Origin of the sequence: Cohnella lupini, from assembly GCF_003386205.1 — a bacterium.
GTDB classification, from domain to species: domain Bacteria; phylum Bacillota; class Bacilli; order Paenibacillales; family Paenibacillaceae; genus Cohnella; species Cohnella lupini.
The window spans coordinates 138,835-161,346 of sequence record NZ_QRDY01000003.1 but is presented as its reverse complement, the minus strand read 5'-3'; the positions used below and the strand labels follow the sequence as shown (position 1 = coordinate 161,346).

22 protein-coding genes are annotated in these 22,512 nt (G+C 51.1%); 4 read left to right on the top strand and 18 right to left on the bottom strand.

The window, feature by feature from the left end:
• Positions 1–11: 11 nt before the first annotated feature.
• Entirely contained in the window at positions 12–1,907 is a 1,896-nt protein-coding gene (locus DFP95_RS07695; RefSeq protein WP_115992015.1) for a PrkA family serine protein kinase, read from the bottom strand.
• Positions 1,908–2,082: 175 nt separating this feature from the next.
• On the opposite strand from DFP95_RS07695, the gene DFP95_RS07690 reads away from it, so the two are divergent.
• The gene (locus DFP95_RS07690; RefSeq protein WP_115992014.1) at positions 2,083–2,928 is read left to right on the top strand and encodes a DUF2161 domain-containing phosphodiesterase; all 846 of its coding nucleotides are present in this window, start codon (positions 2,083–2,085) and stop codon (positions 2,926–2,928) included.
• Complete coding sequence (locus DFP95_RS07685; protein WP_115992013.1) at positions 2,925–3,233, top strand: Rieske (2Fe-2S) protein; 309 nt, start codon at positions 2,925–2,927, stop codon at positions 3,231–3,233. The genes DFP95_RS07690 and DFP95_RS07685 overlap by 4 nt, the downstream gene beginning before the upstream one ends.
• Here the strand turns inward: DFP95_RS07685 and DFP95_RS07680 are convergent.
• Complete coding sequence (locus DFP95_RS07680) at positions 3,230–4,360, bottom strand: aminotransferase-like domain-containing protein (protein WP_147304147.1); 1,131 nt, start codon at positions 4,358–4,360, stop codon at positions 3,230–3,232. The two genes, DFP95_RS07685 and DFP95_RS07680, sit on opposite strands and share 4 nt — an antisense overlap.
• 261 nt (positions 4,361–4,621) lie before the next feature.
• On the opposite strand from DFP95_RS07680, the gene DFP95_RS28845 reads away from it, so the two are divergent.
• Positions 4,622–4,774, top strand: coding sequence for a hypothetical protein (locus DFP95_RS28845; RefSeq protein ID WP_181907333.1), 153 nt, complete (start codon positions 4,622–4,624; stop codon positions 4,772–4,774).
• A 121-nt stretch (positions 4,775–4,895) separates the two neighbouring features.
• Here DFP95_RS28845 and DFP95_RS07675 read toward each other — a convergent pair whose 3' ends face one another.
• The 15 genes from DFP95_RS07675 to DFP95_RS07605 all read right to left on the bottom strand — a co-directional run bounded on the left by DFP95_RS07675 (position 4,896) and on the right by DFP95_RS07605 (position 20,467).
• Positions 4,896–5,138 (bottom strand): AbrB/MazE/SpoVT family DNA-binding domain-containing protein, encoded by a 243-nt coding sequence (locus DFP95_RS07675; RefSeq protein ID WP_115992011.1) that lies wholly within the window; start codon positions 5,136–5,138, stop codon positions 4,896–4,898.
• A 173-nt stretch (positions 5,139–5,311) separates the two neighbouring features.
• Positions 5,312–5,776 carry a tRNA (uridine(34)/cytosine(34)/5-carboxymethylaminomethyluridine(34)-2'-O)-methyltransferase TrmL gene (gene trmL / locus DFP95_RS07670; protein ID WP_115992010.1) on the bottom strand — a complete coding sequence of 155 codons (465 nt, stop codon included), beginning with the start codon at positions 5,774–5,776 and terminating at the stop codon, positions 5,312–5,314.
• 114 nt (positions 5,777–5,890) lie between these two features.
• Positions 5,891–6,979: a 3-phosphoserine/phosphohydroxythreonine transaminase gene (serC, locus tag DFP95_RS07665; protein ID WP_115992009.1), complete on the bottom strand. Its 1,089-nt coding sequence runs from the start codon at positions 6,977–6,979 to the stop codon at positions 5,891–5,893.
• A 214-nt stretch (positions 6,980–7,193) separates the two neighbouring features.
• Positions 7,194–8,618 (bottom strand): type I glutamate--ammonia ligase, encoded by a 1,425-nt coding sequence (glnA, locus tag DFP95_RS07660; RefSeq protein WP_115992008.1) that lies wholly within the window; start codon positions 8,616–8,618, stop codon positions 7,194–7,196.
• Between the two features lie 444 nt (positions 8,619–9,062).
• Positions 9,063–10,124, bottom strand: coding sequence for a 3-deoxy-7-phosphoheptulonate synthase (gene aroF, locus DFP95_RS07655; RefSeq protein WP_115992007.1), 1,062 nt, complete (start codon positions 10,122–10,124; stop codon positions 9,063–9,065).
• A 180-nt stretch (positions 10,125–10,304) separates the two neighbouring features.
• On the bottom strand, positions 10,305–10,802 hold the full coding sequence (locus DFP95_RS07650) for a DUF2062 domain-containing protein (RefSeq protein ID WP_115992006.1): 498 nt from the start codon (positions 10,800–10,802) through the stop codon (positions 10,305–10,307).
• 44 nt (positions 10,803–10,846) lie between these two features.
• Complete coding sequence (locus DFP95_RS07645) at positions 10,847–11,806, bottom strand: 4-hydroxy-3-methylbut-2-enyl diphosphate reductase (protein ID WP_115992283.1); 960 nt, start codon at positions 11,804–11,806, stop codon at positions 10,847–10,849.
• 222 nt (positions 11,807–12,028) lie between these two features.
• Positions 12,029–13,531: a sensor histidine kinase gene (locus tag DFP95_RS07640; RefSeq protein WP_115992005.1), complete on the bottom strand. Its 1,503-nt coding sequence runs from the start codon at positions 13,529–13,531 to the stop codon at positions 12,029–12,031.
• A 2-nt stretch (positions 13,532–13,533) separates the two neighbouring features.
• A complete protein-coding gene (locus tag DFP95_RS07635; RefSeq protein ID WP_115992004.1) occupies positions 13,534–14,220 on the bottom strand; it encodes a response regulator transcription factor in 687 nt (228 codons plus the stop codon).
• A 90-nt stretch (positions 14,221–14,310) separates the two neighbouring features.
• A complete protein-coding gene (locus tag DFP95_RS07630) occupies positions 14,311–15,819 on the bottom strand; it encodes a S1C family serine protease (protein WP_115992003.1) in 1,509 nt (502 codons plus the stop codon).
• 176 nt (positions 15,820–15,995) lie between these two features.
• A complete protein-coding gene (locus DFP95_RS07625; RefSeq protein ID WP_115992002.1) occupies positions 15,996–16,409 on the bottom strand; it encodes a YugN family protein in 414 nt (137 codons plus the stop codon).
• A 50-nt stretch (positions 16,410–16,459) separates the two neighbouring features.
• On the bottom strand, positions 16,460–17,134 hold the full coding sequence (locus DFP95_RS07620; protein WP_115992001.1) for a response regulator: 675 nt from the start codon (positions 17,132–17,134) through the stop codon (positions 16,460–16,462).
• A 25-nt stretch (positions 17,135–17,159) separates the two neighbouring features.
• Positions 17,160–18,209 carry a HAMP domain-containing sensor histidine kinase gene (locus DFP95_RS07615; protein WP_342768198.1) on the bottom strand — a complete coding sequence of 350 codons (1,050 nt, stop codon included), beginning with the start codon at positions 18,207–18,209 and terminating at the stop codon, positions 17,160–17,162.
• A gap of 5 nt (positions 18,210–18,214) precedes the next feature.
• The gene (liaF, locus tag DFP95_RS07610) at positions 18,215–19,216 is read right to left on the bottom strand and encodes a cell wall-active antibiotics response protein LiaF (protein ID WP_220376353.1); all 1,002 of its coding nucleotides are present in this window, start codon (positions 19,214–19,216) and stop codon (positions 18,215–18,217) included.
• 222 nt (positions 19,217–19,438) lie between these two features.
• Entirely contained in the window at positions 19,439–20,467 is a 1,029-nt protein-coding gene (locus tag DFP95_RS07605; RefSeq protein ID WP_425453255.1) for an iron-hydroxamate ABC transporter substrate-binding protein, read from the bottom strand.
• 246 nt (positions 20,468–20,713) lie between these two features.
• Between DFP95_RS07605 and DFP95_RS07600 the strand changes: the two genes are divergently transcribed.
• A complete protein-coding gene (locus DFP95_RS07600) occupies positions 20,714–22,000 on the top strand; it encodes an ammonium transporter (protein WP_115991999.1) in 1,287 nt (428 codons plus the stop codon).
• A 103-nt stretch (positions 22,001–22,103) separates the two neighbouring features.
• Here the strand turns inward: DFP95_RS07600 and DFP95_RS07595 are convergent, their stop codons facing one another.
• Positions 22,104–22,460, bottom strand: coding sequence for a P-loop NTPase family protein (locus DFP95_RS07595; protein ID WP_115991998.1), 357 nt, complete (start codon positions 22,458–22,460; stop codon positions 22,104–22,106).
• Positions 22,461–22,512 lie beyond the last annotated feature (52 nt).

The following is a 22,512-nucleotide window of genomic DNA, read 5'->3' as shown; positions in this document are numbered from 1 at the left end:
GCAACCTGTTATTACCTATTAAGCAAGCTTCCGACGTAACGAAGCAATTCGTTCGAACAGGCCGGACAATAGCCGTGCTCGTCGATCAGCCGTTTGGATACCTCGTTGATGCGCTTCAGTTGATTCTCGTCCGGCGTCTTCGTCGACGTCGTAATCTTCACGATATCCTTCAGATCGGTGAACAGCTTCTTCTCAATCGCTTCCCGGAGCCTGTCATGCATGCTGTAGTCGAACTTCTTGCCCTTCCTGGAATAAGCGGAAATCCGGATCAGAATTTCCTCGCGGAACGCTTTCTTCGCGTTCTCCGAAACTCCGATCTGCTCTTCGATGGAACGCATTAGCCTCTCGTCCGGATCCATCTCCTCTCCGGTCAGAGGGTCTTTGATCTTAGCCCAGTTGCAATACGACTCGATGTTGTCTAAGTAATTTTCGAACAAGGTTCTCGCGGACTCCTCGAAGGAATATACGAAGGCCTTCTGAATTTCCTTCTTCGCTAAGTTGTCGTATTCCTTGCGGGCAACGGAAATAAAGTTCAAATATTTCTCCCGCTCCTCCCGCGTGATGGACGGATGTTGATCGAGCCCGTCTTTCAATGCCCGCAATACGTCCAAGGCATTGATGCACGGTAAATTGTGTTTAATCAACGCGCTGGAAATCCGGTTAATGACGTATCTCGGGTCGATGCCGGACATTCCTTCTTCGGCGAATTCGTTCTGCATCTCCTTCAGATCCGCTTCCTTGTAGCCTTCGACTTCCTCTCCGTCGTACATCCGCATCTTCTTGACCAGATCCATGCCCTGTTTTTTGGATTCCTTCAATCTTGTCAGAATGGAGAAAATAGCGGCGGCGCGCAAGGCGTGGGGAGCGATATGGACATGGTTCATATCGGATTGGCCAATGAGCTTCGTATAAATCTTCTCTTCCTCCGACACCCTCAGATTATAGGGAACCGGCATGACGATCATCCGCGACTGCAGCGCTTCGTTCTTCTTGTTGGAGATGAAAGCCTTGTACTCCGATTCGTTCGTATGCGCCACGATTAGCTCATCCGCGCTGATCAGAGCGAAGCGGCCCGCCTTGAAGTTGCCTTCCTGCGTGAGCGACAATAAGTTCCATAGAAACTTCTCGTCGCATTTAAGCATTTCCTGGAACTCCATTAATCCGCGGTTGGCCTTGTTCAGCTCTCCGTCGAACCGATAAGCTCTCGGATCCGATTCGGAACCGTATTCCGTGATCGTCGAGAAGTCGATGCTTCCCGTCAAATCCGCGATATCCTGCGACTTCGGATCCGACGGACTGAACGTGCCGATGCCGACCCTGTTCTTCTCCGAGATCAGCACGCGCTCGATCGGTACTTTCTCGATATCGCTTTCGAACTCCGTGCGCAACCGCATCTGGCAAGAGGGACATAGATCTCCCTCAATGCGCACGCCAAGCTCTTGCTCCACTTCCGGCCTAAGCTCGCTTGGTATGAGATGCAGAGGATCCTCTTGCATCGGACACCCTTTAATCGCGTATACGGCCCCTCTGGCCGTACGGGAGTATTGCTCCAATCCCTTCTTCAAGAGCGTGACAATGGTCGACTTCCCGCCGCTCACCGGCCCCATCAACAATAAAATCCTCTTGCGCACGTCAAGCCTTCTCGCGGCGGAGTGGAAATACTCCTCGACGAGCTTCTCCATCGTCTGGTCCAATCCGAAAATTTCCGAATTGAAAAACTTATATTTTTTACTACCTCCCCGCTCCTCAACCCCGTGGGAAACGATCATATCGTATACCCGGGCATGAGCGGTCATCGCCGGAGTCTTATCGCGGCGAAGTAGATCGATGTAATCCCGAAAAGTGCCCGACCAGCTTAGCTTCTCACTCTCGGCCCGATACTCTGAGATCCGACTGAAGATGTCCATGCCGCTTCCTCCTCGCAACTTTCTCTACTCTTGACCTGACGTAATACATACTTATGCGAGGGAACGGACGAATTTGACCTAACATTGCTTTTACATTGTGTAATTCACGGAAATCCGTGTGCTATAATGGCGATAATCCAATGGTTATCCGTTGAAAGAGTAGGAGGGACAGCCGGTGGCCGTCAAATTTGAGACCGAATTATATCCTCCGGTGAAAGGCTTCTTTACCGCAAGGGGTTACGAAGTAAAAGCGGAAGTCCGCGGTTGCGACCTTGTCGCCTATCGAGCCGACCTGTCGGAACCCGTCATCGTAGAGATGAAGAAGACGTTTACTCTCCCCCTCTTGCTGCAGGGGGTCGACCGTCAGAAAACCGGTTCGATCGTCTGGTTGGCCGTCGAACGCAACCGCACGAAGCGCGGAGCTCACAATCAAAGATTCGGCGAGATTACCGCGCTTTGCCGTAGGTTGAATCTCGGATTCCTTACGGTGACGTTCTATCGGACCAAATCGCCGATGATCGACGTATGGTGCGAACCTGCAGGTTTCGTAGCCCTTAGTCCGCCCCTAACCGATCAAGCGCTGGTCGCGGAATCCCCGCTAGCATACTCAGCGGCAAAAGTCGGTCGGAATAAAGCAAAGGCAACGAAGCTGTTGAAAGAATTCGCGGCGCGCAGCGGCGATTATAACGTCGGCGGGAGCACGAAACGCAAGCTCGTCACGGCCTATCGGGAGAAATCCATTCAATGCGCCCTGGCGCTTGCCTGTCACGGCCCCTCCGCTCCCCGCCAGATAAGGGATTGGACGAATTGCCCTACTGCAGGTGCCCTGCTTAGGCAGAACTACTACGGCTGGTTCAGGCGTTTGACGAAAGGCGTCTACGAGCTCACGCCCGGCGGACATACCGCCTTGCAGCTATTCGGAGACGTCACGAAAGTATGGATCGATCAATTCCCGTGGGCTTCCGATTACTTGCCGGCAACGGGTAGCCAACTAACGGAAGAAGGAATATACACAAGATGAACGAGCAAAATATCGATATCGGATCGACGGAGTCCTTCTCCGAGTTTCCGGCAGCCGTTACGATCGAACGCGAACCGTATTGGCTTGTCCTCACGCCCGAAGGCGAATATCGCTTGTTTCTGGCGATTTGCCCCCACGCCGGGGGAGAAATTCGTCCCCATAACGACGTCCTCTTCTGCCCTCTGCACTTCTGGACGTTCGACGCGACAAGCGGAGCTTGCTTGAACGGCAACGATGAATGCCTCATGCAACGCAAGGTAGTCGCGATGGACGGTCGCCTGTATGCGGTAGGCGGCAATTATTAACTTCTGGACCAGCGCCCCGTAAACTCCTCCATGCTCTCGGCTAACCTTCCCAGGCCCTGCTTCATTTGACGCTCGTCTGCGAAAGCGTGAGTGATCCTCAGCGTGTTGACTCGGGGATCCTTAACGAAAAAGGGGGCACCCGGCTGGAAGATCAGCCCTTTCAACCAAGCCCCCCTCAGCAGGGCTTCTCCATCCAGACCTTCCGGTAGGGTGAGCCATAAATGAAGCCCTCCGGCGGGTTTGATCCAAGATAGATCGGGAACCTCCCTGATCGACAATTGTTCGATCATTCTTCTCATCCGCTCCGCGCATTGTACACGTAGCATGTCGAATAACGGCTCTAGCGGCTGCTCCTCCATCATTTGGGACAGAGCCCGGTGTTCCAAAGAATTCGCCCCCGTCTCCTTACGGGAGCTAGCCGCATCCGTCCTGGCGATTAGCTGCTCGGCAGCTCCCGCCACCCAGCCTAGCCGCAGCCCCGCTACCAATCCGGGAGGCAGCTGGCCGATAGATAAGACGCCAGCCTCAATCCTTCTGTTCGGCATGACGAAACCGGGCTCATAGTTCAGTAACTCTTGCCTATCGTCCGTTACGAGAAGAACGCCGGCTTCGCGGCATCTGTTGTGCAACGCCGTCCTGCATTCCGAACTCCAACTCAGCCCCTCGGGCTCCGTGCACGAGGGGGAAACGTAGACCAACCTCGGACGGTACTTGTACAGCGCCGTCGTCAACGCTTCCGGGTCCATCCCCCTTCGGTCTCCTTCCACCGCTTCCACCCTCATTCCCGCTTTGCGGAATGCCTGCAAGGCCGACCTGGACGTGAGCTTCTCGGTGAGCACGACATCCCCGGAAACGAGCTTATTATCCACGAGCCAAGCGAGCGCTCCATCCGCGCCATGCTTTAAGCGAAGTTGGTTGCCGTCTCCTCCCGTCTTTCCCCTTAATATACCGTTCGCCAGCTGCGCTCTAAGCTTCTCCTCCCCGAACGGATCGGATTTTCTCTCGATGACTCCAAGCTTCTCCGCCGCTTCAATGGCCGCGGCCGCCTCCACGCGTTCTTCCCAATCGGCCGCTGAAACCAACCCTTCCTTAGGCCATCCGCCCATCCAATTAATGACTGAACTCAAGGCGATCCCCTCCCTTGACGATCGATCTCGGCCTCGATTTCATTTATATGCCGAACGATATTAAAAAACGACCCCGCAAGAGCAGGGTCGTTCGGAGCTTTCATTGTCGTTGCTCTGAATCGTTGTACGTATTATTTCATGGATAACCGTTCCCATTCGCGGAAGTTGCTCACAAAGGATATTCGATTGTTCACAACATTTTGCGTTTTCTTTTCGGCAGGGGTTGGGTATAATAAGGGAAGTTAAGTGGAGGTGTGGAATATGTTTCTTGCGGAAACGGCTGCGAATGCGGCAGAGCATTTCGAATTGCTGGGCATGTCCAATAAGTTCTGGATCGTAATGCTAGTTCTGGTGTTGTTCATCGTGTCCATATTGACTTCTTCTTATAATGATGACAAGACTAAGGGACTGTAAGAACGATTCTAAAAAGCCGGATGCAGCCTCCCTTCGGGAGAGACATCCGGCTTTCTCTATAAAAGAGCGCAAAAAAAACCGTCCCCCCTTGGGACGGTTTTTTCGTGCCGGTTAGTTATGTTTACAGTCCGTGCATGTCTTTAACGCAAGATGCGCATACATAGCGCTCCTTGAACTCTCCGACGCCTTCCATCGAAGAACAGAACACGCAACGAGGCCGATAACGTTCCAGGATGATATGATCGCCTTGGACCAGTATTTCTACAGGGTCCCCTTCGTTCATTTGATATCGTTTACGCAACGATTTAGGCAGTACAATTCTTCCAAGTTGGTCCACTTTACGGACTACGCCTGCAGGTTTCAATGCAGTACCTCCATTCATACGCTATTCTAGCTAGTTATCACGAAACCTTTTAGCCACTCTATACCGTTCTATATCGAAGTTGGATTCCCTGCTTTAATGTCGATTTGCTTAAAATAATACAATATTTCGACACGGAAACTCATAAGATCGGTTATTATGTCGAATCGTGTAGTTTATGACAACGGGAAATCGTTTTGTCTAAGCGCTTCATAGACGAGGATCGCAGCCGAATTAGCCAGATTTAGAGACCTGACTTTGTCTGTCATAGGAATCCTCATGCACGTTTCCTTATGAGCATCGAGCAACGCCTGCGGTAATCCTGCGGTTTCTTTACCGAACACGAAGTAATCTCCGTCGCGGAATTCAAAATCCGTATAATTCTTCGTAACTCGCGTGCTAGCGAAGAAAAATCTGGCATCCGAGTTAGCCGCCTCGGCAACCTCCTCGAACGAATCGTAGTAGGTGATGTTAACCGCATACCAGTAATCCAGTCCCGCTCTCTTCAGAATCTTGTCGTCCGTCGAGAAGCCCAGCGGCCGGACAAGGTGCAGGTGAGTCCCGGTCGCGGCGCAGGTTCTAGCGATATTTCCCGTATTTGCCGGAATCTCCGGATTGACGAGCACGATATGGAACGCCATTGCATGTCCTCCTAAAACTCATAACCATGAATCATGAGAGTCGAATCGGCGCAGAGTAGGATTAACGGCCCTTCACCGCTAATCCTACTCTGCGCCGTATTCGGTTCTTCGTGATCAGGCATTGCGACTATGGAACTCTTTCATGAAGCTCGCCAACGCGCGAACGCTTTCCGGTGGTACCGCGTTGTAAATCGATGCCCTGAGGCCTCCGACGCTGCGATGACCTTTCAACCCGACGAAGCCTTGAGCTTCCGACTCCTTAACGAATTGTTTCTCCAGTTCTTCGTTTGCAAGGGTAAACGTAACGTTCATTAACGAACGGCTGTCTTTTTCCGCGAAGCCGCGATAGAATCCATTGCTGTTATCGATGACATCGTAGATAAAGCCGGCTTTCTCGCGGTTCCGTGCTTCCATTCCCGCCGCGCCGCCGTTTGCTTTAACCCATTTCAGTACTTCGTTCATCATATAAATAGCGAATGTAGGCGGCGTATTATATAAGGAGTCCGCTTTCGCGTGCGTATCGTAACGCATCATAGTCGGTACGGAAGCCGCAGGTTTAACGATCAGGTCCTCGCGAATAATGACGATGGTAACTCCCGACGGCCCTAAGTTCTTCTGCGCGCCGGCATAAATAACGCCGAACTTGGATACGTCGATCGGACGGCATAGAATATCGCTCGACATATCGCCGATCAGCGTAACTTCGCCCGTATCGGGAAATTCCGACCATTGGGTTCCTTCGATCGTTTCGTTCGACGTGATATGGAGATAGGCTACATCGGGACTATACGCCAATTCGACGATGGAAGGAATACGCTTATAGGAGTCCGCTTCCGAAGATGCGGCTATCGACGTCTCTCCGAACAGCTTAGCCTCCTGGATGGCTTTAGTCGCCCAACTGCCCGTCGCGACATAAGCGGCCGTAGATCCCTTGGGAAGCAGGTTCATGGGAATCATGGCGAATTGCGTGCTTGCTCCGCCCTGAATGAACAATACCTTGTACCCATCCGGGATCGCCAGCAGTTCCCTTAGCAGCGCTTCGGCTTCGAAGTGGACTTTCTCGTAGATAGCTCCCCGATGGGACATCTCCATCAAGGACATTCCGCTATTGTCGAATTCGACGAATTGCTCCTGGGCTTTCTGCAGTACCTCGAGCGGAAGTGCCGCCGGTCCCGCATTGAAATTATAAGCGCGGTTAGCCATGTTGTTCCCACCTTATCCTAAATTCATAATAGGGTTATCATATCAAAGCTTTACTCCTTAGAGCAACCATTAACTGTCCTTATTTCGATATTCAATAGCGAAAACACGAACGAAAGCGGTGACATATGTGTATAATTTTCGTCTTTTCCTAAGTATCACGCGTATGAAGACATGAAAAAGCTCCCCGAATGGGGAGCTTTCAATCAAGCTTCGATTAACAATCGAAGTAGAGGCCATACTCGTAAGGATGAATACGGATCGCAACGGCTTTCGCTTCGCCGCGTTTTACGTTTACGTAGTTCTCGATGAATTCCTTCGTGAACACTCCGCCTTCGGTCAAGAATTCGGAATCGGCTTCCAGAGCGTCAAGCGCTTCGTCCAGTGTACCTGGAACGCTGCGGATTTCTTTCTTCTGCTCGTCGGAAAGCTCATAGATGTTCGTATCGAACGGTCCATAACCTAGAGCGGAAGGATCGATTTTGCGTTTGATTCCGTCCAGACCCGCCATCAGCATCGCTGCGAATGCAAGGTAAGGGTTAGCCGTGGAATCCGGCGTACGGAACTCGATGCGGCATCCTTTAGGCGTTACTGCTGCTACCGGGATACGGACTGCAGCGGAGCGGTTACCTTTGGAGTAAACAAGGTTAACCGGTGCTTCGTAGCCAGGAACCAAACGTTTGAAAGAGTTTGTAGACGGGTTAGTAAGGGCGATAAGCGCTGGCGCATGGTGCAAGATACCGCCGATGTAGTGAAGCGCCATTTCGCTAAGGTTAGCGTAGCCGCCTTTTTCGTAGAATAAAGGTTCGCCGTCGTTGAAGATCGATTGGTGAACGTGCATTCCGCTGCCGTTATCGCCGAAAAGCGGTTTAGGCATGAATGTTGCGACTTTGCCGTATTGGCGAGCCACGTTGTGCACGATATATTTATATTTCATAAGGTTATCTGCAGTTGTCGTCAGCGTGTCGAAACGGAAGTTGATTTCCGCTTGACCTGCGGTAGCCACTTCATGGTGATGACGTTCAATACGAAGACCGGATTCTTGCATCAGGCGAACCATTTCGCTACGGATGTCTTGTTGGGAGTCTACCGGAGCAACAGGTACGTATCCGCCTTTAACGCCGACTTTGAAGCCCAGGTTTCCGCCTTCTTCTTTGCGGTTCGTGTTCCAAGCCGCCTCTTCGGAATCAACGAAGAAGGAAGAAGAATTCATAGTGGACTCGTAACGTACATCGTCGAAGATGAAAAATTCGGATTCAGGGGCGAAGAATGCAGTCGTACCGACGCCGGACTTCTGAAGGAACTCTTCCGCTTTGTGTGCAATAGAGCGGGGATCACGCTCATAACGTTGACCGTCTGGCGTATGGATGTTGCAAATGACGATTAAAGTCGAATGGGCTGTGAAAGGATCAACATACACCGAATTCGTATCCGGCATCATAACCATATCGGATTCTTCGATTCCACGGAAGCCGTGGATGGAGGAACCGTCGAATGCTACCCCGTTAACGAACGTTTCCGCATCGACTTCGGTAGCTGGTAAAGTAATGTGATGAGCGCGACCTGCGAGGTCGATAAAACGGAAATCTACGAACTCGATGCTCTTTTCCTTAATCAAATCCAAGACTTGCTGTGCTGACATTTGAATTTCCTCCCCATTTCCGAACATTAAGTGCGTGAAACCGATCGATTGTTCAAGTTTTCACCGAACTTATGAAGTTATTATAAAACTCCTCTATAAGAGCGTCAATACTTATGTAAGGTATTTTTTGCGCTTGTGTGAGCATTGCTCACAACTTCATGAAAACTTCATAATTGCTTATATCCGTTACCATCGCTTTATCTGCCACGGATTCCGGCCTTCCGCCCCATTGTCCTCTCTGCATGTGAGCGCTTACGTATTTCCCCCTCCATACCTAACATCATTCCGATAGTCTGTCGCATATTCATAATTTAATGAAATAGAAAATTTAAAGAGCCGTTAGCTCCTTCAGAAAGCCGAGATGCCAGATTCCGAACGAAGGTAAACAGGGAACCCGGCAACAACAAAAAGCCGCCCGAAATAGGCAGCTTTTTCGCAAACGCCTTACTTAATCCAAGTTGCGAAAGCTTCGGCTGGCGCTTTTTCCGTATCGAACTTCTTCCCTAATAGCGGAGCAAGCTGTTCGAGTTCCTTAAGCAGGTTTGCGAATTGATCAGGGAATAACGACTGCACTCCGTCTCCGGTGGCCGAATTATCGGGATCCGTATGCATTTCGATGATCAGTCCGTTCGCTCCTGCAGCCAACGACGCCTTGGTCATCGTCTCTACCAGTTCGCGACGTCCCGTCGCATGACTCGGATCTGCGATTACCGGAAGGTGGGACAGCTGCTGAATGACCGGAATCGCCGCTAAATCGAACGTATTGCGCGTGTAAGTCTCGAACGTGCGGATTCCGCGTTCGCATAACATAACATTGGGATTACCGCCCGCGAGGATGTATTCCGCCGCATTCAACCACTCGTCGTAAGTCGAGCTGAATCCGCGCTTCAATAACACCGGATTCTTAATCGTGCCCAGCTTACGAAGCAGATCGAAATTTTGCATGTTCCGCGTTCCGACTTGCATGATATCAGCATATTCGGCGCAAACGTCGACGAATTCGGGGGCCATGACTTCGGTGATCGTCAGCAAGCCGTATTTATCGCCCGCATCCTTCATCCACTTAAGCCCTTCGACGCCGATGCCTTGGAAGCTGTATGGCCCGGTTCTAGGCTTGAACGCGCCTCCGCGCAATACCTGCCCGCCCGCTGCTTTCACTAGACGCGCGATCTCGTCGATTTGCTCCGGCGTTTCCACCGCGCAAGGACCGCCCATAACGACCAGATTATCTCCGCCGATCTTCACGCCCTTCACTTCAATGATCGTGTCGTCCGGATGGAAATCGCGGCTGGCCAACTTATAGGATTTGGATATCTTGATCACGTTCTCTACGCCTCTCATGGAACGGATATGCTCGGCGAGCGTCGGCTCCGCTTTGCCGATGATTCCGATGACCGTACGGTCCGTTCCGCGCGATACGTGCGCCTGTACGCCAGATTGCTCGATATGATTGACGATTTCCGTAATTCGCTCTTCTGCGATATGTGGGGAAGTAATAACGATCATAGTGTCCACGCTCCCGATTGGTTTAACGCGTATACGCTTCAACGCTTATACGCTTTTAAGCACTAAAGTAAATATAGATGAAAAAATGCTCCATGTCAACCCCGCAAACCGCTATACGGCTGAGTTAATAGAGAGCATTTCCGCATTTTTTCGCCCATATTCAAGTACATCGTCCCTTACCTATTCGATAGCCGATCTCGGTTCGACCTTGTTCTTTAATTTCCTCTTGTCCTTGCGCTTAGCCTTATAAGCATTCAAGCTGTACTTAATAGGAAAGTAAAAGATCAAGCCGAGAATTGCCCCGTCGACCATACCTCCGACGATCAACTTTAAGTTCGTAAGCAGGAGATGGTTGAACCATTCCGGTACTACGGGAAGATGAATGCTCAGATGTTTCGGCAGAATCCACCCCCCGACTTTGGAGTTCGGATAGATCATCGGGATATAGATGACTTTGCCGACGACGAATCCGATAAGCGCGGCAGGAAGGTTCCCCCTTAATAGATAACATAACGGGAAGATAAGGATAAACGCGAATCCTAATGTCGGTAAGGTAAACATCTCGACCGCAAGTCCGATCGCGAAACCCATCGCGACTATTGAAGCCCCGCCTTCTGCCCTAATCAACATCATATACTTATATTTCAGCCAACGGCGTAACAGTCGAAGTCGATGCATGAGTTGCTCCTTCCATTGGATGACACGGCCGTCTAATACCGCAATTACGCGTTAGACTCCACGGCCCTTACTTTTACGTTAGGCAACAGTTTATTCGGATTGACCGTACGGGTTAAAGGCCAAGTCAGCGGATTATTCGAATCGAATTGTTCCAAGTAAGCGATGACTTCCTTCGTTAACGCGGTCGGTGTCGACGCTCCGGACGTAACGGCCACCCGTTCCAATCCTCGGAGCCATTCGATATCGATTTCCGACACGTCCGCGACGCGATAAGCCGGAACGCCGGCGATTTCTTGAGAGACTTGCGCCAATCGATTCGAATTATTGCTTCTCGGGTCGCCGACGACGATGCATAACTGTGCTTCCCCCGCTTGATCGGCCACCGCCTCTTGGCGAACCTGGGTCGCAAGGCAAATTTCGTTGTGGATTTCCGCGGTCGGGTACGCGGATAGCAGCAAAGCCATAAGATGTCGAATGTCCCATTGGGACATGGTCGTCTGATTCGTTATGATTACTCGATCGGAAGTTAGTTCCAATTTCGCGATATCCCCTTCGCGCTCGATAAGATGGACATGGCCCGGCGCAATTCCGATGGCTCCTTCGGGCTCGGGGTGATTCTTTTTCCCGATGTAGATGACCTCGTAGCCTTCTCCGACTTTCTCGCGAATAAGGTCGTGGGTTTTGGTCACGTCCGGACAAGTAGCGTCCACCAGCGTCAAGCCCTTCTCTTTAGCTCTTCGACGAACTTCCGGAGAAACTCCGTGCGCCGTGAAAATGACGGTTCCTTGTTCGATCTGCTCCAGAATTTCCAAGCGATCGTTGCCGTCCAAAGTAATAATTCCTTCTTCTTTGAACGCTTCCGTTACATGACTATTATGAACAATCATACCTAATATATAGATGGGGCGAGGAAGATCCAGATTTCGCGCTGTTTGCAGCGCCAGAACCATAGCATCGACCACGCCGTAGCAGTAGCCTCTTGGGGAAATTTTCACGACTTCCATGACCATACGCCTACTTTCTCGCCCAATTACCTAGGAATGAATTCGGAGTGGCGATGGGCGAAACGACACTATTCTTATTATAGCTTATTACAGGTACCGGGAAAAGGAGACGGGAAATACGCCGCTTATATGGATGACTGACAATTTACGAATTATTATCCCGTCAACACGAAAGCGAGTGTCACGATTAGAAAACCAATCGTGACACTCGCCTTAATATCGTTATTGAACGGGTTTCGCATTGGTCGTCAGGATCGGGAGCCACAGCATAATGACCGTGCCTTCTCCAAGCTGCGATTTCACTTCAAGCTTCGAATGATGCATATCGGCGATCCACTTCGCGATGGAAAGCCCCAATCCCGTCCCAGCCGTTTCGCCGCGGGAGACGTCGACGCGATAGAATCGCTCGAAGATGTGCGGCATCTCTTCCGCGCTGATCCCGATCCCGGTATCCGCCACCGCCAATCCGATATACCCATCGGATCTCATGGCATAGAGCCGAACGACTCCGGATGGAGTATACTTGAAGCCATTCTCGATAAGGATGAACAGCAGCTGCAGCAAATAATCCCGATTGCCGCGCACCTCCACTCCATCCAAAGCTTCCAGCGGACCGACCGCCCATTCCGCTTTCCGGGGTAGGAACCAAGCCCTCCGTGCCGCTTCCTCGGCCAACGAGCGCAGCGAGACGTTGTCCATCTCCATCGAGTATCCAGCGTCCGCTCTGGCTAACGATAACAAATCGTTGACCAAGGAACTCATGCGCCGCGCTTCGTCGGCGATGTCCCGAATCGATTCCAAGGACATTTCCCGCTTCTCGACGACCGACAGCTTGGATTGTTCGGGCTGATCCGTATCCTCTTCCGAATTTCTTAGATCCCCCTGTTTATCGTCCAGCCATATTTTTTCCAACAAATCCACATTGCCGCGTATCGTAGTGAGCGGCGTCCTTAGCTCGTGCGAAGCATCGGATACGAATCGCCTTTGAGCCGCGTTGGAATCCTCTAGATTCTTATAAGCATGCTCTAAGCCGGACAACATGCCGTTTAAAGTATCGGTCAATCGTCCGATCTCGTCATTAGGCTTCTCTCTGGGAATCCTTAAACCGAGTCCCGAGCCGCTTTGAATCCGTTCCGCAGCCTCCGTTACGCGGTTTATAGGCATTAATGCTTTGCGGGAGAGGAAAATACCGAGAAGGAAGGCCGCCATTAATCCAAGCAATCCCGAAATCCATAATATCGTCTTCAGTTGCGAAAATAAGGCAAACTCTCCTCTGGCTAATACCCCGACCTGCAACAAAGCGATAACCGCTTTCGAATCCTTGTCGTATAATGGATGCTCGTAAATATAAAAGGGAAATTCCCCCACCTGCTTGGTAACGAATCTTTTCTCGACGTCCGATTGGTTGAGAAAAGGAAAAGTAAGATTCGAGCGAACCATATTCGGCGATTTCCCCAAGACAATCCCGCTGTGCTGGTTGGAATAATCGATTAATTGCATTCCTATTATCGTAGAATCGAAGCCTGGAGCGGAAGAGTTCAAATTTAACTCGTTCGGCTGTCTAGAACCGGAAGCCTCCGTATTGTTCGCTACTTGAATTAGCCTCTCGCGTAGCTCGCTCATTGTATTATGAAATACCACGTTGTACACGATAAGACCGAATGCCACGAAGGCCACGGCAAAAAGACCCGAATACCACAACGTAAGCCTAAGCCGGATGGACATGCTCAGCCTTCTCCCTTCAAGACGTACCCGGCGCCTCTGACGGTTTGGATCAATCTTCTTTCTCCATCTTCCTCCAGCTTCTGCCTCAGCATGGCGACGTAAACCTCGAGGACGTTGGATTCTCCGCTATAGTCGTAACCCCATATCCGTTCCATGATAAGATCCCTGGAAAGCACTCTCTTCGGATTCTGCATGAACAGATGCAACAGGTCGAATTCCTTCGCCGTCAGCTCTATGCGCCGGTCGCCCCGAAGCGTCTCTCGCCCATCGACGTCCAGCAACAGATCGTCGTAACGGTAATGACCGCTTTCGTCGGCCTTATCGGGACGTCTGCGAAGAAGCGCCCTAACTCGCGCCATCAATTCCTCGAGAGCGAAAGGTTTAACCAAGTAATCGTCCGCGCCTAGATCCAGCCCTTTCACTCTGTCCGTCACTTCATCCTTAGCCGTCAGCAGAAGTACGGGAGAAGAAATCCCCGCCTCTCGGAGCCTTCGGCATACTTCCCAACCATCCATCTTCGGCATCATGACGTCTAGAATGATCAGATCCGCTTGCCTCTGACTAAGTAACTTTAGTCCTTCGGCTCCGTCAGGAGCCGTCGAAATTTCATAACCTTCGAACGCTAAGCTTCTTCTAAGCAGAGCTGTGATTTTCTCGTCATCGTCGATAACCGCGATATGGGGTCTCATAGGGCACGTCCTCCTCTTACGACAAAGAGCGGGATAAACCCTCGTTCGGTTTCCCGCTCCTTCTTATGCTTTCTTATCTCGATTATACCGTTACTGTTGCTGTTGCTGCTCGTTAAGCTCGTTTTTGTCGCCGATTTCGACGGTCAATTGAGCCTTCTTATTGCTGCGGATGACATCCAACGTCACCTTATCGCCGACTTTAGTCTCCTTGATGGCCGCAATAAGTTCATCCGTGTTTTTATAAGTTTTGCCATTCATGCCCGTAATGACGTCGTATTGGCGCATATCTCCTTTGTAAGCCGGAGAATTGAAAAGGACCTCTGTTACGAAAGCGCCTTGCGTTTTCTCGTCGATACCCAATTGCTTCGCGATATCGGCAGTTACGTTAGTAAGCGTTGCTCCGATATACGGGGATGGCTTCTGCGGGATCTTCGTGTTGCTCTTCAGATTATCAAGCACTTCCGATATCGTGCTGGTCGGAATCGCGAAACCGATTCCTTGGGCTTGAGAGCTTACGGCCGTGTTGATGCCGATAACTTCGCCTTGCAGATTAAGCAACGGTCCGCCCGAATTGCCCGGGTTGATCGAAGCGTCGGTTTGCAGCAGATGCTCGTAGTTTCTCGTTCCGTTCGCGTCAGGTATGCTGATCTTGCGTTCGTTGGAGCTTAGAACGCCAACCGTAACCGTATGCTCGAAACCGTAAGGGTTGCCGATCGCGACGACCCAATCGCCCATATTCAGGCTGCTGGATTCTCCGAGCTTCAACGTCGGGAAGTCGTTTCCTTCGATCTTAAGAACGGCTAAATCCAAATTGTAATCCGATCCAAGTAATTTTGCCGTGAAAGGCTTCTCGTGACCTTCGACGGTCACCTTGATTTCGCTAGCTCCGCCGACAACATGCTGATTGGTAAGGATATAACCCGTCGAATCGAAAATAAATCCGGATCCCATCCCGCTCGGCTGCAATTCGCCTTGAGCTCCGTTATTCCCGCCGCTATCTCCGCCGCCGAAGTCGTCACCGAAAAATTGGCGGAAGAAATCGTCTTCCATCGAACCGCCGTTATTTTGTTGCGGGGCTGCATAAGTTTCGATCTTCACGACCGCAGGCGATGATTGCTCGAAGATTTTCGCGATGTTGTTCGGACGAACGACGTCTCCCGTATTACCTACCGCGTTGCTTACAGGCTTAACCGACGCGTCCTGCACTTGAGACGGTCCCCCGAATTGTTCGGAAGAGAATAGATTCTGTCTATCCGCCGCGAACATCAAACCGCCAACCACGATTACGCCGACCATGAACGACGAGAATATGGCCTTAAACGATGTACGCTTGGGAGGTTTCGCGCCCCAATCGTGGCGAGCGGGTCCGCCCGAGACGGTGAACGGGCGATATTCCCTCGTTGAGGAAGGCGTGACGTCCAAAGTCGTTCTGGGCGGCTCGGAATTGAAATTCTCGCTAGGTCCTGAAGTATGGCTAGGTCCGAAGGGACCGAATGTATAAGGCTCGGATTCCCTGCGGACATCCGCGTAGGGATCGTCCCTCTTCTCCGAATCATATGTGAATCCTTGCTGCTCTTCCGGTTTTTTGTTGTCTTCCATCTCTAATAGCCTCCTCGCGCAGCTTTAAGCTTGCGCCGTACTTAACTTCTTAACTGTATATTAAACCAGTTACCTTAAAACTATCTTAAACGGAAATGAATACGAAGTAAAAGCGGAGAAAAAATGTTTCCTTATCCTAATAAATCATGAAGAAACGGCACTTGCGTGCCGTTTGATTAATTCGGATATATCGATTCGACCTGACTAAGCTTTTTCTTGGCTTGTTCGATCCAATTCGATTCGATTTCGTCGTCCGGATCGACCGGATCGGAAAACTGATCCATCAGCGCCCCTACCGCCCTTGGTTGGGCTTCCTTGTCCAAGCCTTCATTGTATACGTGCTTCAGTACGAAAGGCTCGCCGAACTGTATTTTCGTGTCGCTCTCCGGCGATTCGATATCCAGATTACCTACCGTCACGTCGAACGGCAAGCGCAGCCACACTTTCTTCGCTTCGTCCAGCGCGCAATCGAACGATCCATGGTCGTAATCCCAGTTGCCTCCAAGCGTAAATCCCTGCTCGGTTAAAGCATCCTTCGAATTCAAATAATCCTGCACTTGCGAGGTTAATGTGGAAGGAAGGGCATGCATGCCGGGGAATCCCCCTTTTTTTCTTACTAGAGTATCCCTTTGCTCATAAATTATCCTTCTTTGGCCCAACCTTTTCGATGGGCGAATATGGCAAGCTGCGTGCGATCTTCCAAGTCGCATTTCATAAGGAGATTACTTACATGCGTTTTGACGGTCTTGATGCTGATATGCAGCTCTTCGCCGATATCTTTGTTGTTCCGCCCTTCGGCGATTAGAAGCAGTACCTCGCGTTCTCGTTCCGTCAATCCTTCTACCTCATGGCTCGCGGATCGCTTGCGAAGTCCTCGCGTCAAAGCTTGCGATACATCGCTGCTCATAACGGGCATGTTCTTGACGGCCCCCTGCATCGCATAGATGAGCTCATCGGCCGATACCGTCTTGAGCACGTAGCTGACCGCTCCCGCTTCAATGGCCTCGACGACCTTCTCGTCTTCGAGGAAGCTTGTCAGAATAATGATTCGCAGCTCGGGATACCGGCTTAACAATACTCGCGTCGTCTCTACGCCGTTCATATCCGGCATCATGAGATCCATAAGAACGATCTGTGGCATTCGCCCCTCGTAATCGCCGTTCTCCAGCGAATGAATCGCAGCCTTGCCGCCGCTCGCTTCGCCTACCACTACGAACCTTGAATCCAACATGAGATAAGTGCGCAAGCCCATCCGAACCATTTCGTGATCGTCCACGATTAATACTTTCCAAGGGCTCTGTATCGGTTCAGTCATCTCGTTCGCTCCTAAGCTCTATTCTTCAGCCGTTCCCATCCGAATCGTCGTCGGAATTCTCCGAATCGAACTTCGGAAACCATGCCTTTACTCGCGTTCCAGATCCCGGTTTAGTTACGATTTCCGCTTCTCCGCCCAGCTTCTGAGCGCGTTCGCGCATCGTAGACAGGCCATATGCTCCCGTCCTGACTTGCTCCGCCCTGAAGCCCGCCCCGTCATCCTCGATCGACAAGGAAATCTGGCGATCCGTCTCCCCAAGGAATAAGCGAACGCTCTTCGCTTCGGCATGCTTTACCACGTTCGCCATCGCTTCCTGTATGATCAGAAACAGCTGATGTTCCTTTGCTTCCGACAAGCGACCGCGAATCTGAATTTCCAACGTTCCTTGAAGCCCGTTCTGCCTGCAATAGTCCGGAAACCATCGCCCTAGGGCTTCCTCCAGCGTCCTGCCTTGGAGCTCCATCGGCCTTAACTGCGCAATTAATCCGCGCATTTGGCGTTGGGCGGAAGAAGACATATCGATCAATTGCGCCATAAGCTGCTCGGCATGCTCCTTGTCTATTTCCAGCAGCTTCGGAAGAGAAGAAGCCGACATATGCAAAGCGAACAATTGCTGGCTCACCGTATCATGCAAGTCCCGAGCCAACCTCTTACGCTCTTCCAATACGGCTTCTTCTTGAGAAGTTACCTCCTCCATGACGTTGCGCTCGCCGATCTGCTGCAACAGCTTAAGCCTATCCTTCAAATTGTCCAACATCATATTGAATTCCCTGTTCACGCCCGAGAACGCATCCCCGGACACGACCGGTAGCCGCGGATCCCAATTGCCAGCCGACGCCTGTTTCATCGCAAGCAATAAGTGGTCGAGCTTGCGTTGCGTTCGGTGCCCGATTCGGTAAGTGATCGCGATTTGGCAGATCACGACCACGCTCGTCCAGCCGAACCAAGATTCAGGGGACGGAGGAGTTTCCGAAAGGGCAACCCAGCCGTAATAGACGGCGACCAGCAAGAGCAAAGTCACAACCCCCGCGTAAATCGAGGATTCCCACTTACTCGTTCGAACCCAATTCATCATCCCCGCTAGCCTACCTTCGTAACGCGAACGTCGCCGATCAAGCTGCTGACGACTAGCACGATTCGCTTATCGGTATCCGCGTAACTCGGAGTCGTTACCGACATTTGGTTGAATAACCCTCCGCGCTTCTGATCCAATACTTTCACGTCGCCGATCAAACAGCTGGATACGACCTGCAATCCGACGTTAAAGTCGTTCGGCACGTATACCTTCACGTCGCCGATAAAGGATGAAACGTGGATTTTCGTTTCGCCGACCGGAATTTGCGCTTTGGTAAGATCCAATGTCGTATCTCCGATAAAATTCGAAATGCTCATCGGTCGAAGTTCCCAGTAATCTTGGCCAAGATGGATGTCGCCGATAAATCTACTGTGATCGTATTGATCCGCATTCGGCCAGCCGTGTCCTTTCCGTCCGTATTTCGCGCCGTGTCCCCATTTCATGCGTTCCGTCGAATGATAGGGGTCCAGCGGTGCTTTAGTTTGCAGAGGAGTTTTCGGAGCATAAGACGGTTGAGGCTCCTCCTCCCCGGACTTGCGGTTACTTCCATCGAATTCATCCCACTCCGGTGGCGCAGGCGGAGGCCCCGGAGGCATTGGCGTAGGAGGGATCGGCGGAGTAATGGGGTTCCACTTCTCTTTGCCTTCGTGCCGCCTTCGCTCTCTCTTAGGCCTGTTTCCTCTAAATATCAAGCTTATTCCGAAAATAATAATCGCTATCGGACCGATAAGCCGAATGACGTCCGACAAATCCTGATCGAACCAGTCGAGGTTTCGCCCTAGGAAGTAGAAACCCGCCAGCAACGTGATGCCGTTCCACCAGAATCCTCCCGACTGCTGCAGCAGAAGTCCCTGCAGTCCCACCAAGATGAGGATAACCGGCCAAAAAGTCGAGATGATATCGCCGATATCCAGATCGGTCACTCCGGTTTGATTCAATAAAAATACGGTTCCTACAGCCACGATTACGAGTCCCCAAAGCAATCGGTGCGCGGTCGATGATTGCATATCCCTGTCCTCCATTAGATGCGAATCGACTTTCCTTCTAATCTCTCTGTAACCAGTATAGCTAATCCGCCATAGGTAAGAACAGCGCCGCGGGTTGTAACTTTACCTCCGTCTGCGGACCGAGTGCCGAACGGATTATTCCGGATATGCAAAAGCCGTGCCTTCGACGTTACCGTCGAGAAGCACAGCTTGAGTTGAGACTAGATATAGCATACTTATTACTTATTTCACGATGCTCTCAAGAACGTCGTCGATAATCTGAGTGTTCGCGATCGTACCCGTGTACAACCAGCTGCTCGTATTCGGATATTCGTATAGGTTTCCGTTCTTAACCGCGGGAATTCCTTGCCACACCGGATCTTTAAGCGCTTCGGAACCCGTCGACGCATCGCTGTTCACGAGGAACAGATGGTCGGCGTCTAATTGCGCCAGTTGTTCGAGAGAGATCGGCAACCAGTTGCTGCCCGATGTCTTGGAAATCTCCGCTACGACGCTTGGCACCTTCAAACCCAAATCTTGATAAAGAACGGAACCGCTCGAGAGCTTGTCGCTAACGACGTAGAATTGCTTTTGCACGAGCCAGAGCGCTGCCGCCGATTGATCCGGCGCCGCTTGCTGCAGCTTGTCTTTCGCGTCCGTCGCTTTCGCTTCGTAATCGGCCAGTACTTTCTCGGCTACATCGCTTTTATTTAGGATTTCTCCGATCTTCAATAGCGACTGGCGCCAATCGTTATTCACTTGATCCCCGATCGTATACGTAGGCGCGATTTGCGAGTATTGCGCGTACTTGTCTCCTTCGACCGCAGCCGCCGAACCCATGATGATCAGGTCGGGTTCGAAGCTAGTCACGGCTTCGAATGGCAGGTCGTAGGCAATCGTCGGGACGCCTTCCAATTCGGCTTTCAAATAATCCTGGACGCCGTTCGCTACGGACCACTGCGCGACGGGTTTAACGCCAAGAGCAACCAATTGGTCTTCTAAGTAAGTAGCAAGGACTCTTTGCGGATTTGCCGGGATGACGACTTCATTGCCCAAAGCATCTGTCATCGTTTTTTCGGTAGCCGTGACCGCCGAAGCCGATGGGCTAGCGGATGGTTCCGTAGAAGCCGGTGCGGAAGCCGATGCGGACGGAGACGCGGAAGCATCTTCGTTATTCTCGTTTTTACCGCAGGCCGCCGCCACTAAAGTAAGTGCGATCATTCCAACCATAAGAACAGCGAACTTGTTTTTTTGCTTTCTTCCATTAAACACGACAGTTCCCCCTAAACGACTATATCGTTCGTAATTGTAGCAAAATAAATTTTTGCTTCATCCTTTACAACGATTCAAATGATAACAATTATCATTCTCACTGTCAACGGAATAATTTTCTGCTTTTGTGTCGCTTATGTTACGTATCATTACATTTATCGTTGACTTAGGTAACTCTCCACTATATAATGAGGTCGGATTTCCATCATATATGTAAGGTATTCATAAAGATTAGGGGTTGAAAAAATGGAAATAGAGCAATTATCGAGAGGGATGGACACGATATGGGTAGTCTTGACCGCAGCGATGATTCTATTGATGGAAGGCGGTTTCGCTTTACTTGAAGCCGGCTTCGTACGTCAGAAAAACGCCGTTAGCATTATTATGAAAGTTTTCGTCGATATCGCATTCGGAGCGCTTGTATTTTACGCCATCGGATTCGCGTTCATGTACGGCAAAGATTCGGGCGGTTTGATCGGCTTGTCCGGCTTCTTCATGGGAGGAGACCTAACGCATCTTTCGTTAAATATTTCTCACGATACATACTGGCTGTTTCAATGCGCGTTCGTTATCGCGGTTATTTCCATCGTTTCCGGCGCGGTCGCCGAGCGCATTCACTTTCGCGCATACATTATATACACGATAATTATGACAGGTCTTATTTATCCGATTTCCGGACATTGGATATGGTCGGCAAACGGTTGGTTGGCTAAGCTCGGGATGATCGATTTTGCCGGCTCCGCCGCCATTCATGCTTTAGGCGGCTTCGCGGCGCTTGCCGCTGCCATATTTATAGGCCCTCGAATAGGCCGATTCGGCGCGGAGGGGAAAATCAATATCGTTCCGCCCTCTAATCTTCCTCTCGCATCCGTCGGAGCCTTTATTCTCTGGTTCGGGTGGTTCGGATTTAACTCCGGCAGCACGCTTAGCGCCACGAACGACGGAATCGGGCATATTGCGGTAACCACGATGCTGGCATCCGCGGCCGGTTGCGCCGCGAGTATTTTATTTACGATGTTGCGCTACCGGAAAGCCGATCCTCCTATGGTTATCAACGGTGCCTTGGCTGGATTAGTCGGCATTACGGCCGGTTGCGCCTTCGTTTCGGACGCGGCGGCCATTCTCATCGGTGCCGTATCGGGGATCGTCATGGTACTGGCAAGCGAATGGCTAGAGAAGCGAAAGGTCGACGATCCCGTCGGCGCGTTCGCCGTTCACGGCATCAGCGGCAGTATCGGAACGCTGGCGGTCGGACTCTTCGCCATGCCGGGTACCGCAACTTATACGGGGCTGTTCTACGGCGGCGGCTGGCATTTGTTAGGCGTTCAAGCCCTCGGCCTTGTCGTCGTAGCGGTTTGGGGCTTTGCTTTAACGTGGCTCGCCTTAAAGCTGATTCAATATTTCAAGCCCGTTCGCGTGTCGCGAGACGAGGAGCTTATCGGCCTAGACGTTAGCATCCACGGTGTTCCCGCGTATAGCCAAGATCACGATTTCCTAGATGTCGATCAGCTTCGCGGCAGCTCCAAGGAATAAGATAGGCTGCAATAAAAACAAAAATAGGAGCTTTCTCAAAGGTTAACCCTTTTGAGAAAGCTCCTATTTCATTTCCTATAAGCCGAACAATGCAAACCTAACATCAAACGAGCATTTCGGGGAGTTCGGTAGGGATCGAGCCATTAAGCATTTCCCGATAATTAGCGATCTCCAGACGGAGCGTCCGCGCTTTCTCCATCGGCTTCTTAACGTAATGAATATATTCCAACGCCAGGTGATGATCCGGTTTCTTACCCGTTAACATACGACGAAGCGTGGACATCGACCGGTAAGCTTGCTCTTCCAACCTTAAACGCCGCTCGTAACGCTCCACCATCTGTTCGATTTCCGATATTTCCTGTTCTCGCTTCGAGATCAAAGCCTCCAACAAAGAATGTACCTCCCCCGCTTTGCGACGCGGAGACGCCGAGGGTACGAATGATACGGATGGTTTCGTCATGATAGATCACCTGCCTAGTTCTTGTTAACTTTCATAACATTATCTATATCAT

Bases quoted from the DNA above. Each gene is read 5' to 3' on its own strand.
- DFP95_RS07695 (WP_115992015.1), bottom strand. From the start codon at position 1,907: ATGGACATCTTCAGTCGGATCTCAGAGTATCGGGCCGAGAGTGAGAAG.
- DFP95_RS07685 (WP_115992013.1), top strand. From the start codon at position 2,925: ATGAACGAGCAAAATATCGATATCGGATCGACGGAGTCCTTCTCCGAG.
- DFP95_RS28845 (WP_181907333.1), top strand. From the start codon at position 4,622: ATGTTTCTTGCGGAAACGGCTGCGAATGCGGCAGAGCATTTCGAATTG.
- trmL (WP_115992010.1), bottom strand. From the start codon at position 5,776: ATGGCGTTCCATATCGTGCTCGTCAATCCGGAGATTCCGGCAAATACG.
- serC (WP_115992009.1), bottom strand. From the start codon at position 6,979: ATGGCTAACCGCGCTTATAATTTCAATGCGGGACCGGCGGCACTTCCG.
- glnA (WP_115992008.1), bottom strand. From the start codon at position 8,618: ATGTCAGCACAGCAAGTCTTGGATTTGATTAAGGAAAAGAGCATCGAG.
- aroF (WP_115992007.1), bottom strand. From the start codon at position 10,124: ATGATCGTTATTACTTCCCCACATATCGCAGAAGAGCGAATTACGGAA.
- DFP95_RS07650 (WP_115992006.1), bottom strand. From the start codon at position 10,802: ATGCATCGACTTCGACTGTTACGCCGTTGGCTGAAATATAAGTATATG.
- DFP95_RS07645 (WP_115992283.1), bottom strand. From the start codon at position 11,806: ATGGAAGTCGTGAAAATTTCCCCAAGAGGCTACTGCTACGGCGTGGTC.
- DFP95_RS07640 (WP_115992005.1), bottom strand. From the start codon at position 13,531: ATGTCCATCCGGCTTAGGCTTACGTTGTGGTATTCGGGTCTTTTTGCC.
- DFP95_RS07635 (WP_115992004.1), bottom strand. From the start codon at position 14,220: ATGAGACCCCATATCGCGGTTATCGACGATGACGAGAAAATCACAGCT.
- DFP95_RS07630 (WP_115992003.1), bottom strand. From the start codon at position 15,819: ATGGAAGACAACAAAAAACCGGAAGAGCAGCAAGGATTCACATATGAT.
- DFP95_RS07625 (WP_115992002.1), bottom strand. From the start codon at position 16,409: ATGCATGCCCTTCCTTCCACATTAACCTCGCAAGTGCAGGATTATTTG.
- DFP95_RS07620 (WP_115992001.1), bottom strand. From the start codon at position 17,134: ATGACTGAACCGATACAGAGCCCTTGGAAAGTATTAATCGTGGACGAT.
- DFP95_RS07615 (WP_342768198.1), bottom strand. From the start codon at position 18,209: ATGATGAATTGGGTTCGAACGAGTAAGTGGGAATCCTCGATTTACGCG.
- liaF (WP_220376353.1), bottom strand. From the start codon at position 19,216: ATGCAATCATCGACCGCGCACCGATTGCTTTGGGGACTCGTAATCGTG.
- DFP95_RS07600 (WP_115991999.1), top strand. From the start codon at position 20,714: ATGGAAATAGAGCAATTATCGAGAGGGATGGACACGATATGGGTAGTC.
- DFP95_RS07595 (WP_115991998.1), bottom strand. From the start codon at position 22,460: ATGACGAAACCATCCGTATCATTCGTACCCTCGGCGTCTCCGCGTCGC.